13 protein-coding genes are annotated in these 15505 nt (G+C 66.8%); 3 read left to right on the plus strand and 10 right to left on the minus strand.

All coding sequences use genetic code 11. From position 1 onward, the window contains the following. Nucleotides 1-145: 145 nt before the first annotated feature. From BHE97_RS07830 to BHE97_RS07845, 4 genes are all read right to left on the minus strand, one after another. Nucleotides 146-1747 (minus strand): MFS transporter, encoded by a 1602-nt coding sequence (locus BHE97_RS07830; RefSeq protein WP_140400043.1) that lies wholly within the window; start codon nt 1745-1747, stop codon nt 146-148. 111 nt (nt 1748-1858) lie between these two features. Beyond that, nucleotides 1859-3286, minus strand: a complete 1428-nt coding sequence (locus BHE97_RS07835) for an MFS transporter (protein WP_087623483.1) — start codon at nt 3284-3286, stop codon at nt 1859-1861. A gap of 36 nt (nt 3287-3322) precedes the next feature. Next, nucleotides 3323-5014 (minus strand): AMP-binding protein, encoded by a 1692-nt coding sequence (locus BHE97_RS07840; RefSeq protein ID WP_087623559.1) that lies wholly within the window; start codon nt 5012-5014, stop codon nt 3323-3325. A gap of 73 nt (nt 5015-5087) precedes the next feature. Continuing rightward, the gene (locus tag BHE97_RS07845) at nt 5088-6512 is read right to left on the minus strand and encodes an aldehyde dehydrogenase family protein (RefSeq protein ID WP_087623484.1); all 1425 of its coding nucleotides are present in this window, start codon (nt 6510-6512) and stop codon (nt 5088-5090) included. A gap of 181 nt (nt 6513-6693) precedes the next feature. On the opposite strand from BHE97_RS07845, the gene BHE97_RS20665 reads away from it, so the two are divergent. The 3 genes from BHE97_RS20665 (at nt 6694) to BHE97_RS07860 (ending at nt 9769) form a co-directional block, all read left to right on the plus strand. After that, entirely contained in the window at nt 6694-7005 is a 312-nt protein-coding gene (locus tag BHE97_RS20665) for a 2Fe-2S iron-sulfur cluster-binding protein (RefSeq protein ID WP_236757584.1), read from the plus strand. A gap of 61 nt (nt 7006-7066) precedes the next feature. Beyond that, entirely contained in the window at nt 7067-8422 is a 1356-nt protein-coding gene (locus BHE97_RS07855) for a cytochrome P450 (RefSeq protein ID WP_201791353.1), read from the plus strand. An 87-nt stretch (nt 8423-8509) separates the two neighbouring features. Further along, nucleotides 8510-9769 (plus strand): FAD-dependent oxidoreductase, encoded by a 1260-nt coding sequence (locus tag BHE97_RS07860; protein ID WP_087623485.1) that lies wholly within the window; start codon nt 8510-8512, stop codon nt 9767-9769. A gap of 70 nt (nt 9770-9839) precedes the next feature. On the opposite strand, the gene mftF is transcribed toward BHE97_RS07860, so the two are convergent. Genes mftF through mftB form a run of 6 tightly spaced genes read right to left on the minus strand, consistent with a single transcriptional unit; the run spans nt 9840 to nt 15495 of the window. After that, nucleotides 9840-11207 carry a mycofactocin biosynthesis glycosyltransferase MftF gene (mftF, locus tag BHE97_RS07865; protein WP_170931324.1) on the minus strand — a complete coding sequence of 456 codons (1368 nt, stop codon included), beginning with the start codon at nt 11205-11207 and terminating at the stop codon, nt 9840-9842. Between the two features lie 26 nt (nt 11208-11233). Continuing rightward, on the minus strand, nt 11234-12031 hold the full coding sequence (locus tag BHE97_RS07870) for a mycofactocin-coupled SDR family oxidoreductase (protein WP_236757585.1): 798 nt from the start codon (nt 12029-12031) through the stop codon (nt 11234-11236). Further along, complete coding sequence (mftE, locus tag BHE97_RS07875; RefSeq protein WP_087623488.1) at nt 12028-12747, minus strand: mycofactocin biosynthesis peptidyl-dipeptidase MftE; 720 nt, start codon at nt 12745-12747, stop codon at nt 12028-12030. Before mftE ends, BHE97_RS07870 begins: the two co-directional genes overlap by 4 nt. Next, a complete protein-coding gene (mftD, locus tag BHE97_RS07880) occupies nt 12744-13955 on the minus strand; it encodes a pre-mycofactocin synthase MftD (RefSeq protein ID WP_087623489.1) in 1212 nt (403 codons plus the stop codon). The genes mftE and mftD overlap by 4 nt, the downstream gene beginning before the upstream one ends. Next, a complete protein-coding gene (gene mftC, locus BHE97_RS07885) occupies nt 13952-15217 on the minus strand; it encodes a mycofactocin radical SAM maturase (protein ID WP_087623490.1) in 1266 nt (421 codons plus the stop codon). Before mftC ends, mftD begins: the two co-directional genes overlap by 4 nt. Next, nucleotides 15214-15495 carry a mycofactocin biosynthesis chaperone MftB gene (mftB, locus tag BHE97_RS07890; protein WP_087623491.1) on the minus strand — a complete coding sequence of 94 codons (282 nt, stop codon included), beginning with the start codon at nt 15493-15495 and terminating at the stop codon, nt 15214-15216. The genes mftC and mftB overlap by 4 nt, the downstream gene beginning before the upstream one ends. Nucleotides 15496-15505: the final 10 nt, after the last annotated feature.

The raw sequence follows: 15505 nt of genomic DNA on the forward strand, positions 1-15505 counted from the left end.
TTGTCCGAGGAGCTCGGGCCACGATCGGGAGATCCGGAGCCACCGCATCTGGGACGCGCGGGCCGGCGGCCAACTCTGGAACATCTCGCCACTCCTCGATGAAATCGGGTTCAGGTGTCCTGCGGATCGGGACGCCTGCGCCGAATCATACGAGATCGCGTGCTCGCTCGCCGGACTCGGCTCGATCCCGACGTGGTCTTCGCGAACGGGCGTTCGACCGTGCCGTGGTGGCGGCCGCGGTTGCTCTTTCCCCGCGCAGTCCCTGAACGCTGACCAGGAAACCGATCAGCGCCACGACGGAAATGAAGACGAACGCGTGCTGAAAGCCCAGCAGGATCACCGGGACCTCGTCGCGCGAAGCCGTCGCCGCCAACACAGCGTCGCGCAGCCGGCTCGGAAGGCTGGTGGTGAGAATGCTCAGCGCCAGGGCCAAGCTGACGACATTGCCGGTGTTCAGCAGGGTCAGCCGGATCGCATTGCCCACCCCTGCATGGTGAGATGGAAGCTTGTCGAGCAGGGCAGTGGCATTGGACCCCAGGAACAGGCCCGTGCCCGTTCCGACCAGGACCAACGAGACCGGCAACGACCAGGGCTGATCGACGAAGACGCCGGCAGTCAGTCCGAAGACCCCGGTCATGCCGAGTCCTGACCCCGCCATTGCCAGGGCGGCCGGAGTGAACCGCGACGACAGCAGCCCGAGGGTGAGCGAGGCGACGATCGTCGCCGCGGGCAGGGGCAGGATCGCCAGACTGGCATGAAGTGGATCCTGCATCATCACCGACTGGAAGTACAGGCTCATCAGCACCACGACTGGGAAGCGAGCCGCACCGTTGAGCAGTCCCGACAGGTACATCAACGGCACACCCGGAGTGGTGAGCACATCGGGACCGAGTACCGGATTTCTGCTTCGCCGCTCGACCCACACCAGGGGGGCGACGAGCACGGCCCCGACGACCAGCGGTGCCCATACGGTGGGATGCAACCACCCTTGGGAGGTGACTTGCGAGATGCCGACGATGATCATCACCAAGATCACGATGATCAGTGCATTTCCGGCACCGTCGAGCGATGACCGCTGGCGCGGTCCGTCGCGGGGGATCACCCACCACGCCAGCGCCAGAGCGATCACGCACAGCGGCACGTTGAACCAGAAGATCCACGGCCAGCCCCACAGCGCCACCACAGCGCCGCCGGCGGAGGGACCGATCAGGTTAGCCACTGAGAACGACGCTGTGTACAGCCCCATCGCGTGGCCCAGGCGTGAGCCGGCAAAGGCACGGTGGACGAGCGTCGCACCGCTGCCCATCAGGACCGCGCCGCCGAGAGCGGCCATCACCCGAAGCCCGATCAGGACGTGCATGTTCGGCGCGAATCCGCACAGCAGACTGGTCACAGAGAAGATGCCCAGCGCAGCCAGGTAGAGCCGTCGTTGTCCAAGCAGGTCGGTCAGACGGCCGCAGGCCAGCAGGCAGGCCGTCAAGGTCACGAGGTACGACAGCAGGAGCCACGATCCCAGTGAGGCGCTGGCCTGGAAGTGACGAGTGACCGAGGGCAGCGCGAGATTGGGCATGTTGACGTTCAAGGCGATCAGCATGCTCACCAGGCAGACGACCAACAAGCCGAGCCAGGCCGCCGCACCAGGCTTTCGCTCCGTGGCGTCCGTCGTCCCCACGACGCCACGAGCCACCGTTCCCTTGAGAGTCGCTTCGCGAGACGTCGTTTCCCTCGTGGCGGTGTCACGGGCCACCACAGATCACCTCACCTGTGAAGAATCTCGACAACGGCTGTCGCGCGCATGCGGCAGCCGTGCCGCGCGGTGAAGGCACAGGGCACCACGCGGCACGGCCTGCAAGGCAACTCAGGACCGCGCCAGACTGGCCGGGCCGTCCGCCTCGGCCGAGGTGTCGGCCGGCGCCGTGGAATCGTCGGCCGACTGCAGGCGTGTGCGGCGATGACCCCGCTGCAACCCCAGGTACAGCAGGCCCAGACCGATGAGGCCGACGACGCACGAGCCGTACATCGCGATGAAGTACGCTCCGCTGATGTCGAAGACCAGGCCCCAGCCGGGCACCGAGATCGCCAGACCGCAGAAGTAACCGGTCAGGACGACACCGTAGATGGCTGGGAATCGCTGGCGGCCCGCAGCCTCCACCACGATGAGCGGGAGGATCACGGTCGTGACTGCCATGGACAGTGCGGTCACCGCCAGGATCGGGAAGAGCAGACGGAGCTGAACGTAGCCCGCCTGGAGAACCAGACCCATCAGCGGCAGACCGGCGATGAACAAGATGGTGAGCATGACGAAGAGCGCTCTGGTCCCTAGCCGATCGTGCATGAATCCGAGCGCCGGTTTGGCGAGGATGCCGCACAGTGCGTTGAAGGACAAGGCATAGCCCGCCAACGTCGCATCCAGCCCCACCGATTCGTAGACCGCCGGCTGGACCGAGTTGAACGCGCCTTCAGGTGCACAGAGCAGTGCGGCCATCGCGAGCAGGAAGGCGACGAGGCCGTAGCCCGCCAGCCCGGCACGGCTCCCGCCACGGTCCGCCTCGGTCATGCCTGCCTCTTCGTCCTCGGCCGGCCGGCGGATCTCGTTCGGTGCCGCGTCCGTGATCGCCGGATCGTTGCACTCGCGCACGTTCACGTCGATCGGTGCTGTCCCGTCGGTGAAGATGACCCGTCCGGCGGGCGGGTTCTTGGCCAGCAGGAAGCCCGGCAGAATCCCGAACAGGCAGAAGATGCCGCCGATGGTGATGACGCCGCCTTGGAATCCCCAGGTCTGGATGATCGGCGGGAACACCAGACCCCAGGTCATCGCTCCCAGTCCGGTGCCGACGGCCGCGATCCCCAGCACCGTGCCACGACGCGGGTGGGTGTGCCATCCGGTGGCCAAGGTGTTGGCCGGCAGCAGGGTCGACCCTGCGACGGCCACGCCCAGCGGGACGGCGAGGAGGTAGATCACGTAGATGTTCGGCGCCAACGCCATCGCCAGCACCGATGCCGATCCGACCACGCCGCTGACCGTCATCAGCCTGCGCACTCCCAGGCGCACGATCCACGAGCCGACGAACGACATCGAGATGGCCGAGACCAGGATGAAGATCGAGTAGAAGAGCAGGAACTGTGCGGTGCTGACGCCGAAGTGTTTGGTACCCGGCACCACCACGAAACCGAAGGCGATCGACAACGAGGCGATGACGAACGCGGCGAACGCGGCAACCGTCGAGGTCGCGCGGTGACGCCGATATCGGCGCTCCTCCATCACGACGACCAGAGCTTGCGACATGGTGACTTCCTTTCGAACGGTGTGGTCGATGCTGAATCAGTCGGTCAGCACGTGCATCTCGCGGAGCCGGGTCTTGAGCACCTTTCCGGAGGGAGTGGTCGGGAGGCCCTCGATGAACTCGATCCCACGCAGGCGTGCGTAGGGGGCCACCCGCGCTGCCACGTGCTCGAGGAGTTCCGCAGCCAGGTCCGGCGACGGCTCATGGTCTCGGCGCACCATGACGTAGGCGACCGGAATCTCGCCGGCGTCGGAGTCCGGCACACCGATGACGCTCGCCTGCGCGACGGCCGGATGGCTCGCCAGGTGGCCCTCGAGCATGGCCGGGTAGACGTTGTAACCCTTGTAGATGATCAGGTCCTTGGCCCGCCCGACGAGGTACAGCCAGCCGTCGGCGTCCATGCGACCCAGATCTCCCGTCCTCAGCCAGCCGCCGGGGAACTGCTCGGCGGTGCGCTCGGGGTGGTTCCAGTAGCCGTCGGCGATCTGTGGACCACGTGCCCACACCTCGCCCACCTCATCGCGTGCCAGCTCCTGACCGTTCGACGCATCACGGATGGAGATCTCGGTGTCGAAGATCGGCGCACCGCAACTGCCTTCCGGCACCTCGTCTGGACCGACGAGCGGGTGCAGCGTCAACACCGTGGTGGCCTCGGTCAATCCGTACCCCTCGGTGATCAGTGCGTTGGGGAAGATCTCGGCAATCCGCGCCTGTGTCGCCGCATCGATCGGGGCCGCGCCGGTCAGGATGCTGCGCACGGACCGCAGATCGGCTTCCTCGATGCCCGGGACGGCCAGGAGCGCATGGAACAGGGCCGGTGATCCACCCATCGAGGTGATGCCCCGCTCCTCGATGACCCGGGCCAGGCGAACCGAGTCGAAACGGCCGAACATCGTGGTCTGACCGCCGGCCAAGACACCTCCGACCTGTCCGGCCATACCCAGGGCGTGGTAGAGCGGGGCGATCGCCACCGAGGCCTCGTCACCACGACGGCCGGTGTAGGCAGTGGCTGCCTCGGCGATGGGCTCGACGCCGATTCCGCCCTCCTCATCGAGCACGGGTCGCGATCCGGTACGCCAGCACACGGTCTGCAGAGCATTGGCCACCACATTGCGATGGAGAAGCCGTACGGCCTTGGAGACGCCGGTCGTACCGCCGGTGAATGACAGGTGAGCCAGGTCGTCCGGACTGACCGCAGTGGCAGGCTCGGGTGGATGCGCCAGCAGGTCGCGCAGCGGCACATGGTCCTCCACCTCGGCAGGCATGTCACCGGGTGCGGCCTCGGTGGACTCGACGACGACGGTGAGCCGGAGCCCTGCAGGATCTGCGGCCCGCACGGTGGCGACCGTGCTGGGGTGGCTGATGACCGCAGCCGCGCCGACCTCCTCCAACTGCTCCTTGAGTGCCAGAGGCGGGAGCGTCGGATTGGTGGGCGTGACGACCCCTCCGGCAAGCAGCACCCCGAAGTAGGTCACGGTGAACCACGCCGAGTTCGGCTGGTGCAGCGAGACGACGTCACCCAGCCCGATTCCTCGCTCGCGCAGGCCAGCAGCCAGGCTCAGGGCCGCGTCGTACAGCTCGGTGTATGTCAGAGAGAGGTCGCCGTCTCGAATCGCGACGCGGTCACCGTAACGACGAGCCGACCCGGCGAGGACGTCCCCGATCACACCCTTTGGTGGGTACTCCAGGTGGAACCCGGGCTGGCCCGGCGGCAAGTAGGTGCGTGTCATCGCGGTCTTCTCCATTCATTGATCGACTCCAGCGCTGGGTGCGCGTCACTCGTGCTCCACGCCGATGAGGGGTTCATCGCTGGATCGCCTTGACCTCCAAGAACTCCTCAAGGCCCAGGCGGCCGGCCTCGCGTCCGGTGCCGGACTGCTTGTAGCCGCCGAAAGGCGCCAGCGTGTTGAAGCCGCCGGAGTTGACTTGAACCTGGCCGGTGCGCAACCTCCGGGCCACGGCGAGGGCTCGCTCCTCGTCGGCTGACCACACGCCCCCGGACAGGCCGAAGTCGGTGCCGTTGGCGATGTCGATGGCCTCGTCGACGTCGCGATAGGCCATGACCGACAGGACCGGGCCGAAGATCTCTTCCTTGGCGATGGTCATCTGCGGCGTGACGTCGCTGAAGATCGTGGGGCCGATGAAGTTGCCCACAGCCTGATCGTGGGCGCGGCCATCGAGTGTCAGCGTCGCCGCTTCCTCGATGCCGGTCTCGATGTAGCGGGCCACCCGCTCACGCTGGCGAGCGCTTACCAGCGGGCCGAGGACGATGCCCGGTCTCTGCGGATCGCCAATCGTGAGCTCACCCGCGACCCGCGCGGCGACAGCCGCGTACTCGTCGATCCGGTCTTGCGGCACCAGCATGCGGGTCAACGCCGAGCAGGTCTGCCCAGAGTTCAGCATGCAGTTGTTCACCACCTGGGTGGCGGCGGTCTCCGTGTCGGCATCGGGCAGCACGACGGCAGCCGACTTGCCGCCGAGCTCCAACCCGACTTTCTTGACCGTTGTCGCGGCCAGCGCAGCGACACGTTTGCCCGCCACGTTCGATCCCGTAAAGGAGACCATGTCCACATCGGGGTGCGAGGCAATGGCCTCGCCCACGACCGGCCCGACTCCGCTGACGAGATTGACCACGCCGTCCGGGAGGCCAATCTCATCGAAGATGTCGATCAGTTCGTAGCTGATCAGCGGGACGACCTCGCTGGGCTTGAGCACCACGGTGCAGCCCGCCGCGATCGCCGCCCCGACCTTGAGCACGACCTGGTGCAGAGGATAGTTCCACGGGGTGATGGCACCGACCACTCCCACGGGCTCACGAACGACCAGAGAGTTTCCGACCGTCTCACCGTCGAAGTCGTACTGCTCAGCGAGGTCGGCGAAGTTCGCCAGGTTGGCCGCCGGCAAACCGATCTGCACCAGTTGCGCCCAGTCGATCGGCATACCCAGGTCGCGTGAGACCACGTGCCCCAGGTCCGCCATTCTCTGACGGAGGAGCTCGTGCGCCTTGCGCAGGTAGGCAGCTCGTTCGGGACCCGTGGTCTGCGACCAGTCCGCGAAGGCTGCACGCGCCGCGCGAACGGCGCGGTCGACGTCCTCGGCGGTGCCGTCCGCGACCATGCCAATGGACTCAGACGTTGCCGGATCGAGTACGTCGATCCGGCTGTCGGCGGTCGAGTCGATCCACTGCCCGCCTACATGGATCCGACTGCGATCCTTGAAGAGATTCAACGACGCCACTCCTTGGCCTCCGGAACTCGAGCGGGCGGCCGTTGGTGAGCCTGCCCGACATTACAGTGACTCTTGTCACAAATTAATTCTAGAGGTAGATTTTAGTAGTGGCAATGTTCTTCTTGAGATCCTTGACCGAAGGCAGCACACAAGACCCCGGAAACCAACCAAAGGTGCCGAAGTGAAAGTCACTTTCATCCTGCAGGATCAGACGGCGCGCGTGGTCGACGCCGAACCCGGCTGGAGCCTCATGGAAGTCGCCGTCAACAACTCCATCCCCGGCATCGACGCCGACTGCGGCGGTGCGGCCGCCTGCGCGACCTGCCACGTCTACGTGGACTCGCAGTGGGACGAACAAACCGGAGAACGGACCCCGCTGGAGCAAGCCATGCTCGACAATAGCTTCGAGGTCCGAGACAACAGCAGGCTCTCCTGCCAGATCGACGTGACCGAGGATCTCGACGGCATGGTCGTCGAGGTCGCCGACAGCTGAAGACCCGGACCGCACCGCGGTGCCCCCGACCCGTGACCAACTCCAAAGGAGAGGCCAGACCATGACGATGACCACCCCCGAAACAGGAATCCGCACCCCCGAGGAACGCGAGCAGATGCGCCAGAAGGTTTACAACGCGCCGCTGGAGTCGCTCGACCCCGGCGACCCCGGCGGATTCGAATCTGGTGAGATGTGGCTGAAGTTCGAGCGGCTGCGCTCCGAGGACCCGGTACACTTCACCCCTGGCGACCAGACCGTCTACGGACCGTACTGGTCGGTCACCCGGTGGGACGACATCGTCGCCATCGACTCCAACCACGAGGTGTTCTCCAACGAGGCCAGCATCATGCTTCGCCGGCCGCGCGGCGCCGACGAGGAAGTGAATCTGCCCTTCGCCGATGGCGGCAACTTGAGCGAGGAAGAGATCAAGCAGTACGAGGAGCGTGGTCTGCAGTCACTGCTGAGCATGGATCCGCCCGACCACGAGGTCCACCGCAACGCCGTGTCGATGGGGGTCTCGCCGGCTCGTCTCACGAGCATCGAACCGCTGATCCGTGAACGTGCCGGCCAGATTCTCGACGGGCTCCCGATCGGTGAGGAGTTCGACTGGCACGACCAGGTCTCCATGGAGCTGACGGCGATGACCCTGGCGACCCTGTTCGACTTCCCCCAGGCCGACCGCCGCAAGCTGACCTACTGGTCCGACGTCGCGGTCTGCACTCCCGGTCCGGGCCAGATCGTCCAGACCCGTGAGGAACAGATGGATGTTCTGCGTGAGTTCTTCACCTCCCTTGCAGGGATGTTCATGGAGCGCGCGGGCAAGGATCCCCAGCCGGACTTCCTGTCACTGATGGCGCACAGCCCCCATGCCAAGGAGTTCACTCCGGCTGAGCTGTTCGGTGACATCGCGGTGCTGTTGGTCGGCGGCAACGACACCACCCGCAACACCATCAGTGGCTCCGTCTACGCGCTCAACACCCGGCCCGAGGAGTACGACAAGCTGCGTGCCGACCACAGCCTCATCCCCTCAATGGTCTCCGAGACGATCCGCTGGCAGACCCCGTTGGCCCACATGATGCGCAAGACCACACGGGACGTCGAAGTCGCCGGAAAGCTCATCCCCGAAGGAGATCGGCTGGCGCTGTGGTACGTCTCCGGAAATCGCGACGAGACCAAGATCGACCGCCCCAACGACTACATCATCGACCGCAAGAACGCCCGTCGGCACATGTCCTTCGGTTTCGGGATCCACCGTTGCCTGGGCAACCGACTGGCCGAGATGCAGCTGAAGATCATCTGGGAGGAGATCCTGCAGCGCTTCCCCGACATCCAGGTGCTCAGGCCCCCCCGGCTCTCGTACAACAGCTTCGCCAAGGGGTACGAGGATCTGCACGTCATCATCCCGCGGCGTTCATGAGGAACCCGATGCCCGACACCCAGCACGACGCCGGGCGCGATCCTCAGATGCGCAGCGGCACCGGCACGAGCACAGAGGGAGACTGACATGTCCGTCGAGACCGTGGTGATCGTGGGTGCCGGCCAAGCCGGCTACCAGACGGCAGCCTCACTGCGTCAGAAGGGATTCACCGGGACCATCACCCTCGTCAACGGCGAGGCTGGCCTGCCCTACCAGCGCCCACCCCTGTCCAAGGCATACCTGCTGGGCAAGCTCGATGCCTCGAGGCTGCCTCTGCGCCAGGGGAGCTGGTACACCGACCAGCGCGTGGAACTGATCCATGATGAAGCGGTTTCGGTCGACCGACACGACGGCGTCGTGGTGCTACGAAGCGGCACGCGCCTGAGATATGACCATCTCGTCCTGGCTACCGGAGCACGCAATCGCACTCTCGAGATCCCCGGAAGTGACGTGCCCGAGGTGATCGGGATGCGTTCGCAGGCCGACGCCGATCGCCTCGCCCCGCTGGTGGTTCCCGGCACCCGCGTGGTGGTGGTCGGGGCGGGATTCATCGGCCTTGAGTTCGCCTCGGTGGCAGCCCACAGGGGGGCGTCGGTCCACGTGCTCGACCTCGCCGATCGGCCGATGGCCCGAGCGGTTTCCGAGCCCGTCTCCCGTTTCTTCCAGGACCGGCACCAAAGCTGGGGCGTGACCTTCGGTTTCGGCGAAGGCGTCACCCGGATCAAGGAGACCGAGGGTCATGTCACGGCAGTGGTCACCACGACCGGCCGCGTGCTGCCAGCCGATCTGGTGGTCTACGGCATCGGTGTGCTGCCCAACGCGGAGATCGCGCGAGAAGCCGGCCTACGGGTCGACAACGGCATCGTCGTCAACGCCGACCTGCTCACCAGCGATCCTGACATCTCGGCCATCGGCGACGCCGCCTGCTTCCCATGTGCGCAACTCGGCTACGCGCCAACCCGGCTCGAGTCGGTCCAGAACGCCGCGGACCAGGCGCGGCACGTCGCTGCCCGGCTCATCGGGGCCACAGCCGACGGGTACGGCGGCCTCGCGTGGTTCTGGTCCGACCAGGGTGATCTGAAACTGCAGATCGCCGGACTCGCCGACGGCTACGAGGACATCGTCGAACTGCCGGTCGCAGATGAGGACACACAGAAGTTCGTGCTGTGTTTCCGCGGTGATGAACTCGCGTCTGTCGAGACGGTCAACCTCCCGGGTGAACACATGAGTGCTCGCCGCCTGTTGAGCGGAGCGTCCGCTTTGCCGACCCCCAGCGACGCCAGGTCTCCGGGATTCGACCTGACGGCGTGGGGGCGGGCGATCCGCGAGCCGGCCTCGACCGCCTGAGGGCTCCGACGTCCCACGGCGGCGCGCCCGACGTCTCAGCTACCGTGCGTTCCCGGGGCCACAAGACACCTCAACGACTTCGTCCGGTCATATGCCATCTGGGGATCAGCGGACGTAGCGTGCGAGCTCGCCAAGCACCGGTCCAGACGCCGAGTCCGTAGGCTGCGTCGTCGAGTCGGCGTGCCAGGGCGAATCGGACGGGGTCGAGGTCGGGTCGGTGTCGCTGGAAGGTGAGCGCAGCGTCGACGACGGTCATCATGGCGACCCACCTTCTCGCCGGTCGGCTGATGGTGCAGGCCAGAGCCGTCACGGGCCAGGCGTGGCGGATCGCGAGTTCCGACAGTTGGGCCGCGGTGGACAGCACGCCGAGCGCTGTGAGTTTCGATGCATGGCGTCGTCTCCGGGTGCCGGTCGGCAGGGACCGGTGGGTGCGGAGCCAGATGGTGGCAAGTGCGGCGATCGCCAGAAGGAAGGACCATCGTCGTTGCACGGCGAGGGCGAGGATCGCGATCGTGGGTGCCGGTGTGAGCACGGCGGGGGCGACGAGGTCTCCGTGGCGCTGTGCCAGCGGGGCGGCGCCGGTCCCGTAGTAGGTCTTGCGTGCCAGCCAGGAGGTCAGCATCGCCCTGGCGTCGTGGGTGACCTGGATGGTCGGCTCGTAGCGGGCTCGCTTTCCCGCAGTGATCGTGCGCCAGACCAGGTCGACGTCCTCGGCGACTCTGAGGGCGGGATCGAATCCGTCACCGATGTCGTCCACGCGGGCCAGCAGACAGGCGCTGGGCAGCCAGGACAGCGCCGACCACGGCCTCACAGTGGACGGCTTGTCGGCGAGATCGAGCGACGACACGGCCTCCTCGTAGCTCTGGAACCAGGTTGGTGCCCCACCGGAGGTGATGCCGCGCACACGGGGGGCGATGAGTGCAAGCTGTGGGTCGGCGAAGTGGCGCGCGAGGTCACGCAGATCACCCGCCCGGGCGGTCACGTCGCTGTCGATGAAGGCCACGACGGGAGTTCGCACGCGTGCGAGGCCGATGTTGCGCGCTTGTGCCGGTCCGACGTTGTCGGGCAAGTGGATGATCGATGCGCCGTGCCTGCGGGTCACCTCGCAGAGAGCAGCGGGGTCGTCGGAGGCGTCGTCGACAACGATGACGGGCAGCTCAGCCCCGAGGTTTCGCAGAAGGCGGTCGAGTGCCCGGACCCGTCCGCGGACGGGGATGACGACGGTGAGCTCCGGAGCTTCGGGCAGGGAACCGGTCAGGGGGTAGGCGAGGTTGAGGTCGATGAGCCGCTCGGCCAGGGCCCTGCTCGCTGGCGAGTCGACCAGGACCTCCCTACAGTGGAACATGGCCACAGCGCGCTGAGACAGCCGGGCGACTCGATGGGGCGAGCCCCCCGAGAGCAGACAGCCGTCGAGGGTCACGTCCTCGCGAAGTCGCACGCGTGCATCGTCCGGAAGGCCAAGGGTCACGGGACGAAGCCGCCATCGGCGTGGACGGTGGTGCCGTTGAGGATGCCCCCGTCGAGCGAAGCGCAGTGCGCGATCGTGGCGGCGATCTCGCGGGGTGCGATCACGCGGCGGATCAGTCCATGCCGTCCGAGCTCCCCGGTGCCGCCTACATCGTCGTAGAGGGCGACGGTGGCCCGCAGCATCGCCGTATCGGTGGAGCCGGGTGAGACAGCCACAGCGGTGACTCCGGTGCCGACCAGGTCCGCAGCCAGACCCTTGACCAAGCCGACGACTGCATGCTTGGCAGCGTTGTAGGCGGCGAGCCGGAAGAGCCCGTGTGTGCCCGCGGCTGAGGACACGGCGATGAACCGGCAGCCCGCCGGGTCGGGGCCTGCCAGCATGGCGGGTACGGCGGTGGCAGCGGTGTTCCACACTCCCTTGACGTCGACGTCCCAGAGCAGCTCGAGGTCCGTCGCGGGTGTCTGCCACAGAGGTCGGCCACCGGCGATCACGGCTGCGGCAGCGACGGCGACGTCGAGTCGTCCCCACCGTGCGATCGCGGCGTCCACGGCCTGCGCGATCCCGTGATGGTCACGGACGTCGGACTCGACCGTGATGATCCTGTCCTCTCGTCCGGCACGCAGGGTTGCCAACTCCTGCGGTGTCGCCAACGGGTAGCCGGGTCCGTCCGGGCCCGCGCACGAGTCGAGGGCGACGACCGCGTAGCCGCGTTCGTGGAGAGAGTCGACGGTGGCCGCGCCGATCCCGCGGGCCGCGCCGGTGACCAGAGCGACGCGCTCGACGACCTCGCTCACACCCTGATTCCAGTACGACTGCGGAGCATGCCGTGGTCGTCTCGCCGCCATTCGGAGACACGGGCGGTGACGTCGGCGACGATCGCATTGAACTCGGCCTCTCCGCGGCTCGCCGTGGAGCCGGTGGGATCGCCCAACACGCCGTTGGGCGACACTGCGCCGATGCCTCCCGCCATCATCAAGGGGAGTATCTCGCGCAGTGGCCGGGTCTCGCCCGGCTCGACCATGTCCGTTCTGACCGTACCCGGTCGGAGATGAAGCATGAGCGAGGTCTCGGTGATTCCAGCATGCAGGTCGGCACCCTCCGTCACGCAGGGTACCCAGGCCACCTCATGCCTCTCGTCGACCATGAGCGCCACGGCGGAACCGAGAGTGCTGCTGTTTCCGCCGTGGGCGTTGACGAAGACCGTCCGACCGACCCAGGTGGCGATCGAGCGCACGAGCTCGACCACGACACCGTGAAGCGCCTTGCCGCCGATGGAACTCGTCCCGGGGAACGATTGGTGCTCGCCGCTGGACCCGTAGCTGATCGGCGGAGCCACGAGTACGACCTCGTCCATGGCCTCAGCCAAGGCGTCGGACACGGCTTGGGCGATCACGGTGTCGGTCTCCAATGGCAGATGCGGTCCGTGTTGCTCGAGCGACCCGACTGGTACGACGACCGTGGGGCGTGCCGGGATCTCGGTCCACACTGCCTCAGCCAAACTGATTCTCATGACGTACCCGCCGGACCGAGTTCGCGCCTGAAGCCCGGGGCGACCACCACGTCAGTGGGCGAGAGCTCGTGGATCGACGAGCGCCCTAGGCCGAGGAGACTCGAGTCGATGCCGCTGCGCAGGATGTCCAGCACGTTCTCGACACCGGCCTGGCCGTTGGCAGCCAATCCCCACAGGTAGGCACGTCCGATCATCACGGCCCTCGCCCCGAGCGCGAGCGCCTTGACGACGTCGCTGCCGCGACGGATGCCGCCGTCGAGGAGTACCTCGACCTGGTCTGCGACCGCGTTCGAGATCGATGGGAGCACGCGGATCGGGGCAGGCGTCCCGTCGAGGTTGTTGCCGCCGTGGTTGGAGACCGACAATGCGTCGACGCCGCAGTCCACCGCTCGCCGGGCGTCGTCAACGCGGCAGACCCCCTTGAGCATGAACGGCTTGCCGCTCAGTTGGCTCCACTGATCACGCATCCACGCCACGTCGTCCCACGTCGGCGGAGGGGTGGTCATCCACTCGTAGTAGGCACCGAAGAAGGTCGGCCCCTTTGATTCACCCGGCGCAGCTAGGTTCGGTGCCGTGAGGTCGGGCAGATTGCGGGCAAACGAGGTGAGCCAACGCGGCTTTCGCACAACCTGCGGCGCGAGCCTCACAGCTGTCCTGAAGTCGACCCTCTCCGGGATCTCCGGGCTCCCCCAATCGCGACCCATCGAGAAGGACCAATCCAAGGTCGCGATGAGCCCCACCGAGCCAGCAGCGTATGCACGCTCCATTCGCTGAATCATCACATCGCGGTCACCTGTCCAGTACATCTGGAAGAAGGTCTGCGGGTTGGCGGCCACCACATCCTCGACCGACCGGCTGGCGAAGTTGCTCAACCCGATGACTGTGCCGCGTGCCGCCGCGGCGCGGGCCACCGCGACCTCGCCGTCGGGGTGAACCGCTTGGACGCCGGTCGGGGACATGACGACCGGGAAGGAGATCTGCTGGCCCATCACCGTGGTGGCCAGGTCGCGCTTGGCCTGGTGCCCGGCCACATGGGGAGCAAGTCCGAGCTCGGTGTAGGCGGCCTCATTGTCAGACATCGACTGGCCACGCTCGGACCCGGCGACGAGCGCGTCGTAGACTGGACGCGGCAGTCGCCTGCGCGCTCGTCGCTGGGCGACGGCGACGGACTCGAACCACGGGTTCTGCTTCCAGGGGTTCAACTTCATGACGTGATCCCCTCCAAGGGAGCGACGAACCCCGCCAGAGGGTTCTCCGCGCAAGCCGAGACCGGAGGCGTCGCCGCCGCGACGACCGCGTCCTCGCGGCGCTGCAGCGTGAGCATGACCGGCTCGTTGCGAGTTGGCATCCGCCGGGAGTGATCCTGGCTGGCCGCCGGGATCGAGCGGTCGTCTGCGAGCGCGGCCTCGCCGTAGCCCTGGACGCACTCCGGATCGGGTCCGTCCAGGGGCAGGCCGGTGAAGAACTTGGCTGCCATGCAGCCACCCCGGCAACTGTCGAAGAACGCGCAGGACGAGCACGCGCCGCCGGTCTGGGGGGATCGCAGCTCGGTAAACAGCGCCGAGCGCTGCCAGACCTGGCCGAACCCACCGTCGGCGAGCACGTTTCCGGCAAGGAACTCCTCATGTATCGCGAACGGACAGGCGTAGACGTCACCGATCGGATCGATCAGGCACACCACCCGTCCGGCGCCGCACAGGTTGAGTCCCGGCAGACTCTCACCGAACGCCGACAGATGGAAGAAGGAATCCCCGGTCAGCACGGACTCGCCGTTGGCCATGAGCCAGTCGTAGAGCTCGCGCTGCTGCTCTGGCAGCGGGTGCAACTCGTCCCACACGTCCGCTCCACGGCCCGAGGGTCGCAGCCTGGTGAGCCGCAGAGTCGCGCCGTAGCGGTCGGCGATCGCCTTGAACTCATCGAGCTGGCCGATGTTCTGCCGTGTGCAGACCACCGAGATCTTGGCGTCGGCGAAACCCGCGTCCTGCAGGTTGGCCAACGCCCGCAACGCAGTGTCGTAGGAACCCGGCCCCCGGACGTAGTCGTTCACCTCAGCAGTTGCGCCGTCGAGAGAAACCTGGACGTCGACGTAGTCGGTCGAGGCCAGCCACCGCGCGCGCTCGGGAGTGATCCGCACCCCGTTGGTGGAGAACTTGACGCCCACCTGGTGATCGACGGCGTACCCCAGCAGCTCCCAGAAGTCCGGGCGAATGGTGGGCTCGCCGCCGCCGATGTTGACGTAGAAGACCTGCATGCGCTGGAGCTCGTCGATCACTGCCTTGCACTGCTCGGTGCTCAACTCGCGCGGGTCGCGCCGCCCCGACGACGACAGGCAGTGCGCGCAGGCCAGGTTGCACGCGTAGGTCAACTCCCACGTCAGGCAGATCGGTGCATCCAATCCGTACTCGAACTGCTCGATGAGCGTCCCACCGGACGGTCGCAGAGCTTCCGGACGCGTCTGCAGGATGGTCATGCCGCCTCCTGGTCGCGACGTCGGATCATGTCAGTCTCGGCCAGAGCCTGCAGTGCAGCGGCGTATGTCCCGTACTGACCCTCGGGGACGCCGGCAGCGTCCAGCGCGTCGCGCACGTCACGATGGTCTGAGAGCAGACGCACCACGGTCACCAACTCGGGACGCTTGAGGAAGGTCAGCTTGCGGTTTCCGAAGTGATAGGCCAATGCACCGAAAGGCTCCGGGCGCAGGGCGACCGATGGTGAGAGACTCCAGGCCTCGTCGAGGATCTCGGCCATCTCGATCTCC

This window comes from Aeromicrobium sp. PE09-221 (assembly GCF_002174305.1).
Lineage (GTDB): Bacteria > Actinomycetota > Actinomycetes > Propionibacteriales > Nocardioidaceae > Aeromicrobium.

What these genes read in the sequence shown, in the direction of transcription:
- BHE97_RS07835 (WP_087623483.1), bottom strand. Translation starts at nt 3,286, where the DNA reads ATGTCGCAAGCTCTGGTCGTCGTGATGGAGGAGCGCCGATATCGGCGT.
- BHE97_RS07840 (WP_087623559.1), bottom strand. Translation starts at nt 5,014, where the DNA reads ATGACACGCACCTACTTGCCGCCGGGCCAGCCCGGGTTCCACCTGGAG.
- BHE97_RS07855 (WP_201791353.1), top strand. Translation starts at nt 7,067, where the DNA reads ATGACGATGACCACCCCCGAAACAGGAATCCGCACCCCCGAGGAACGC.
- BHE97_RS07860 (WP_087623485.1), top strand. Translation starts at nt 8,510, where the DNA reads ATGTCCGTCGAGACCGTGGTGATCGTGGGTGCCGGCCAAGCCGGCTAC.
- mftE (WP_087623488.1), bottom strand. Translation starts at nt 12,747, where the DNA reads ATGAGAATCAGTTTGGCTGAGGCAGTGTGGACCGAGATCCCGGCACGC.
- mftD (WP_087623489.1), bottom strand. Translation starts at nt 13,955, where the DNA reads ATGAAGTTGAACCCCTGGAAGCAGAACCCGTGGTTCGAGTCCGTCGCC.
- mftC (WP_087623490.1), bottom strand. Translation starts at nt 15,217, where the DNA reads ATGACCATCCTGCAGACGCGTCCGGAAGCTCTGCGACCGTCCGGTGGG.
- mftB (WP_087623491.1), bottom strand. Translation starts at nt 15,495, where the DNA reads ATGGCCGAGATCCTCGACGAGGCCTGGAGTCTCTCACCATCGGTCGCC.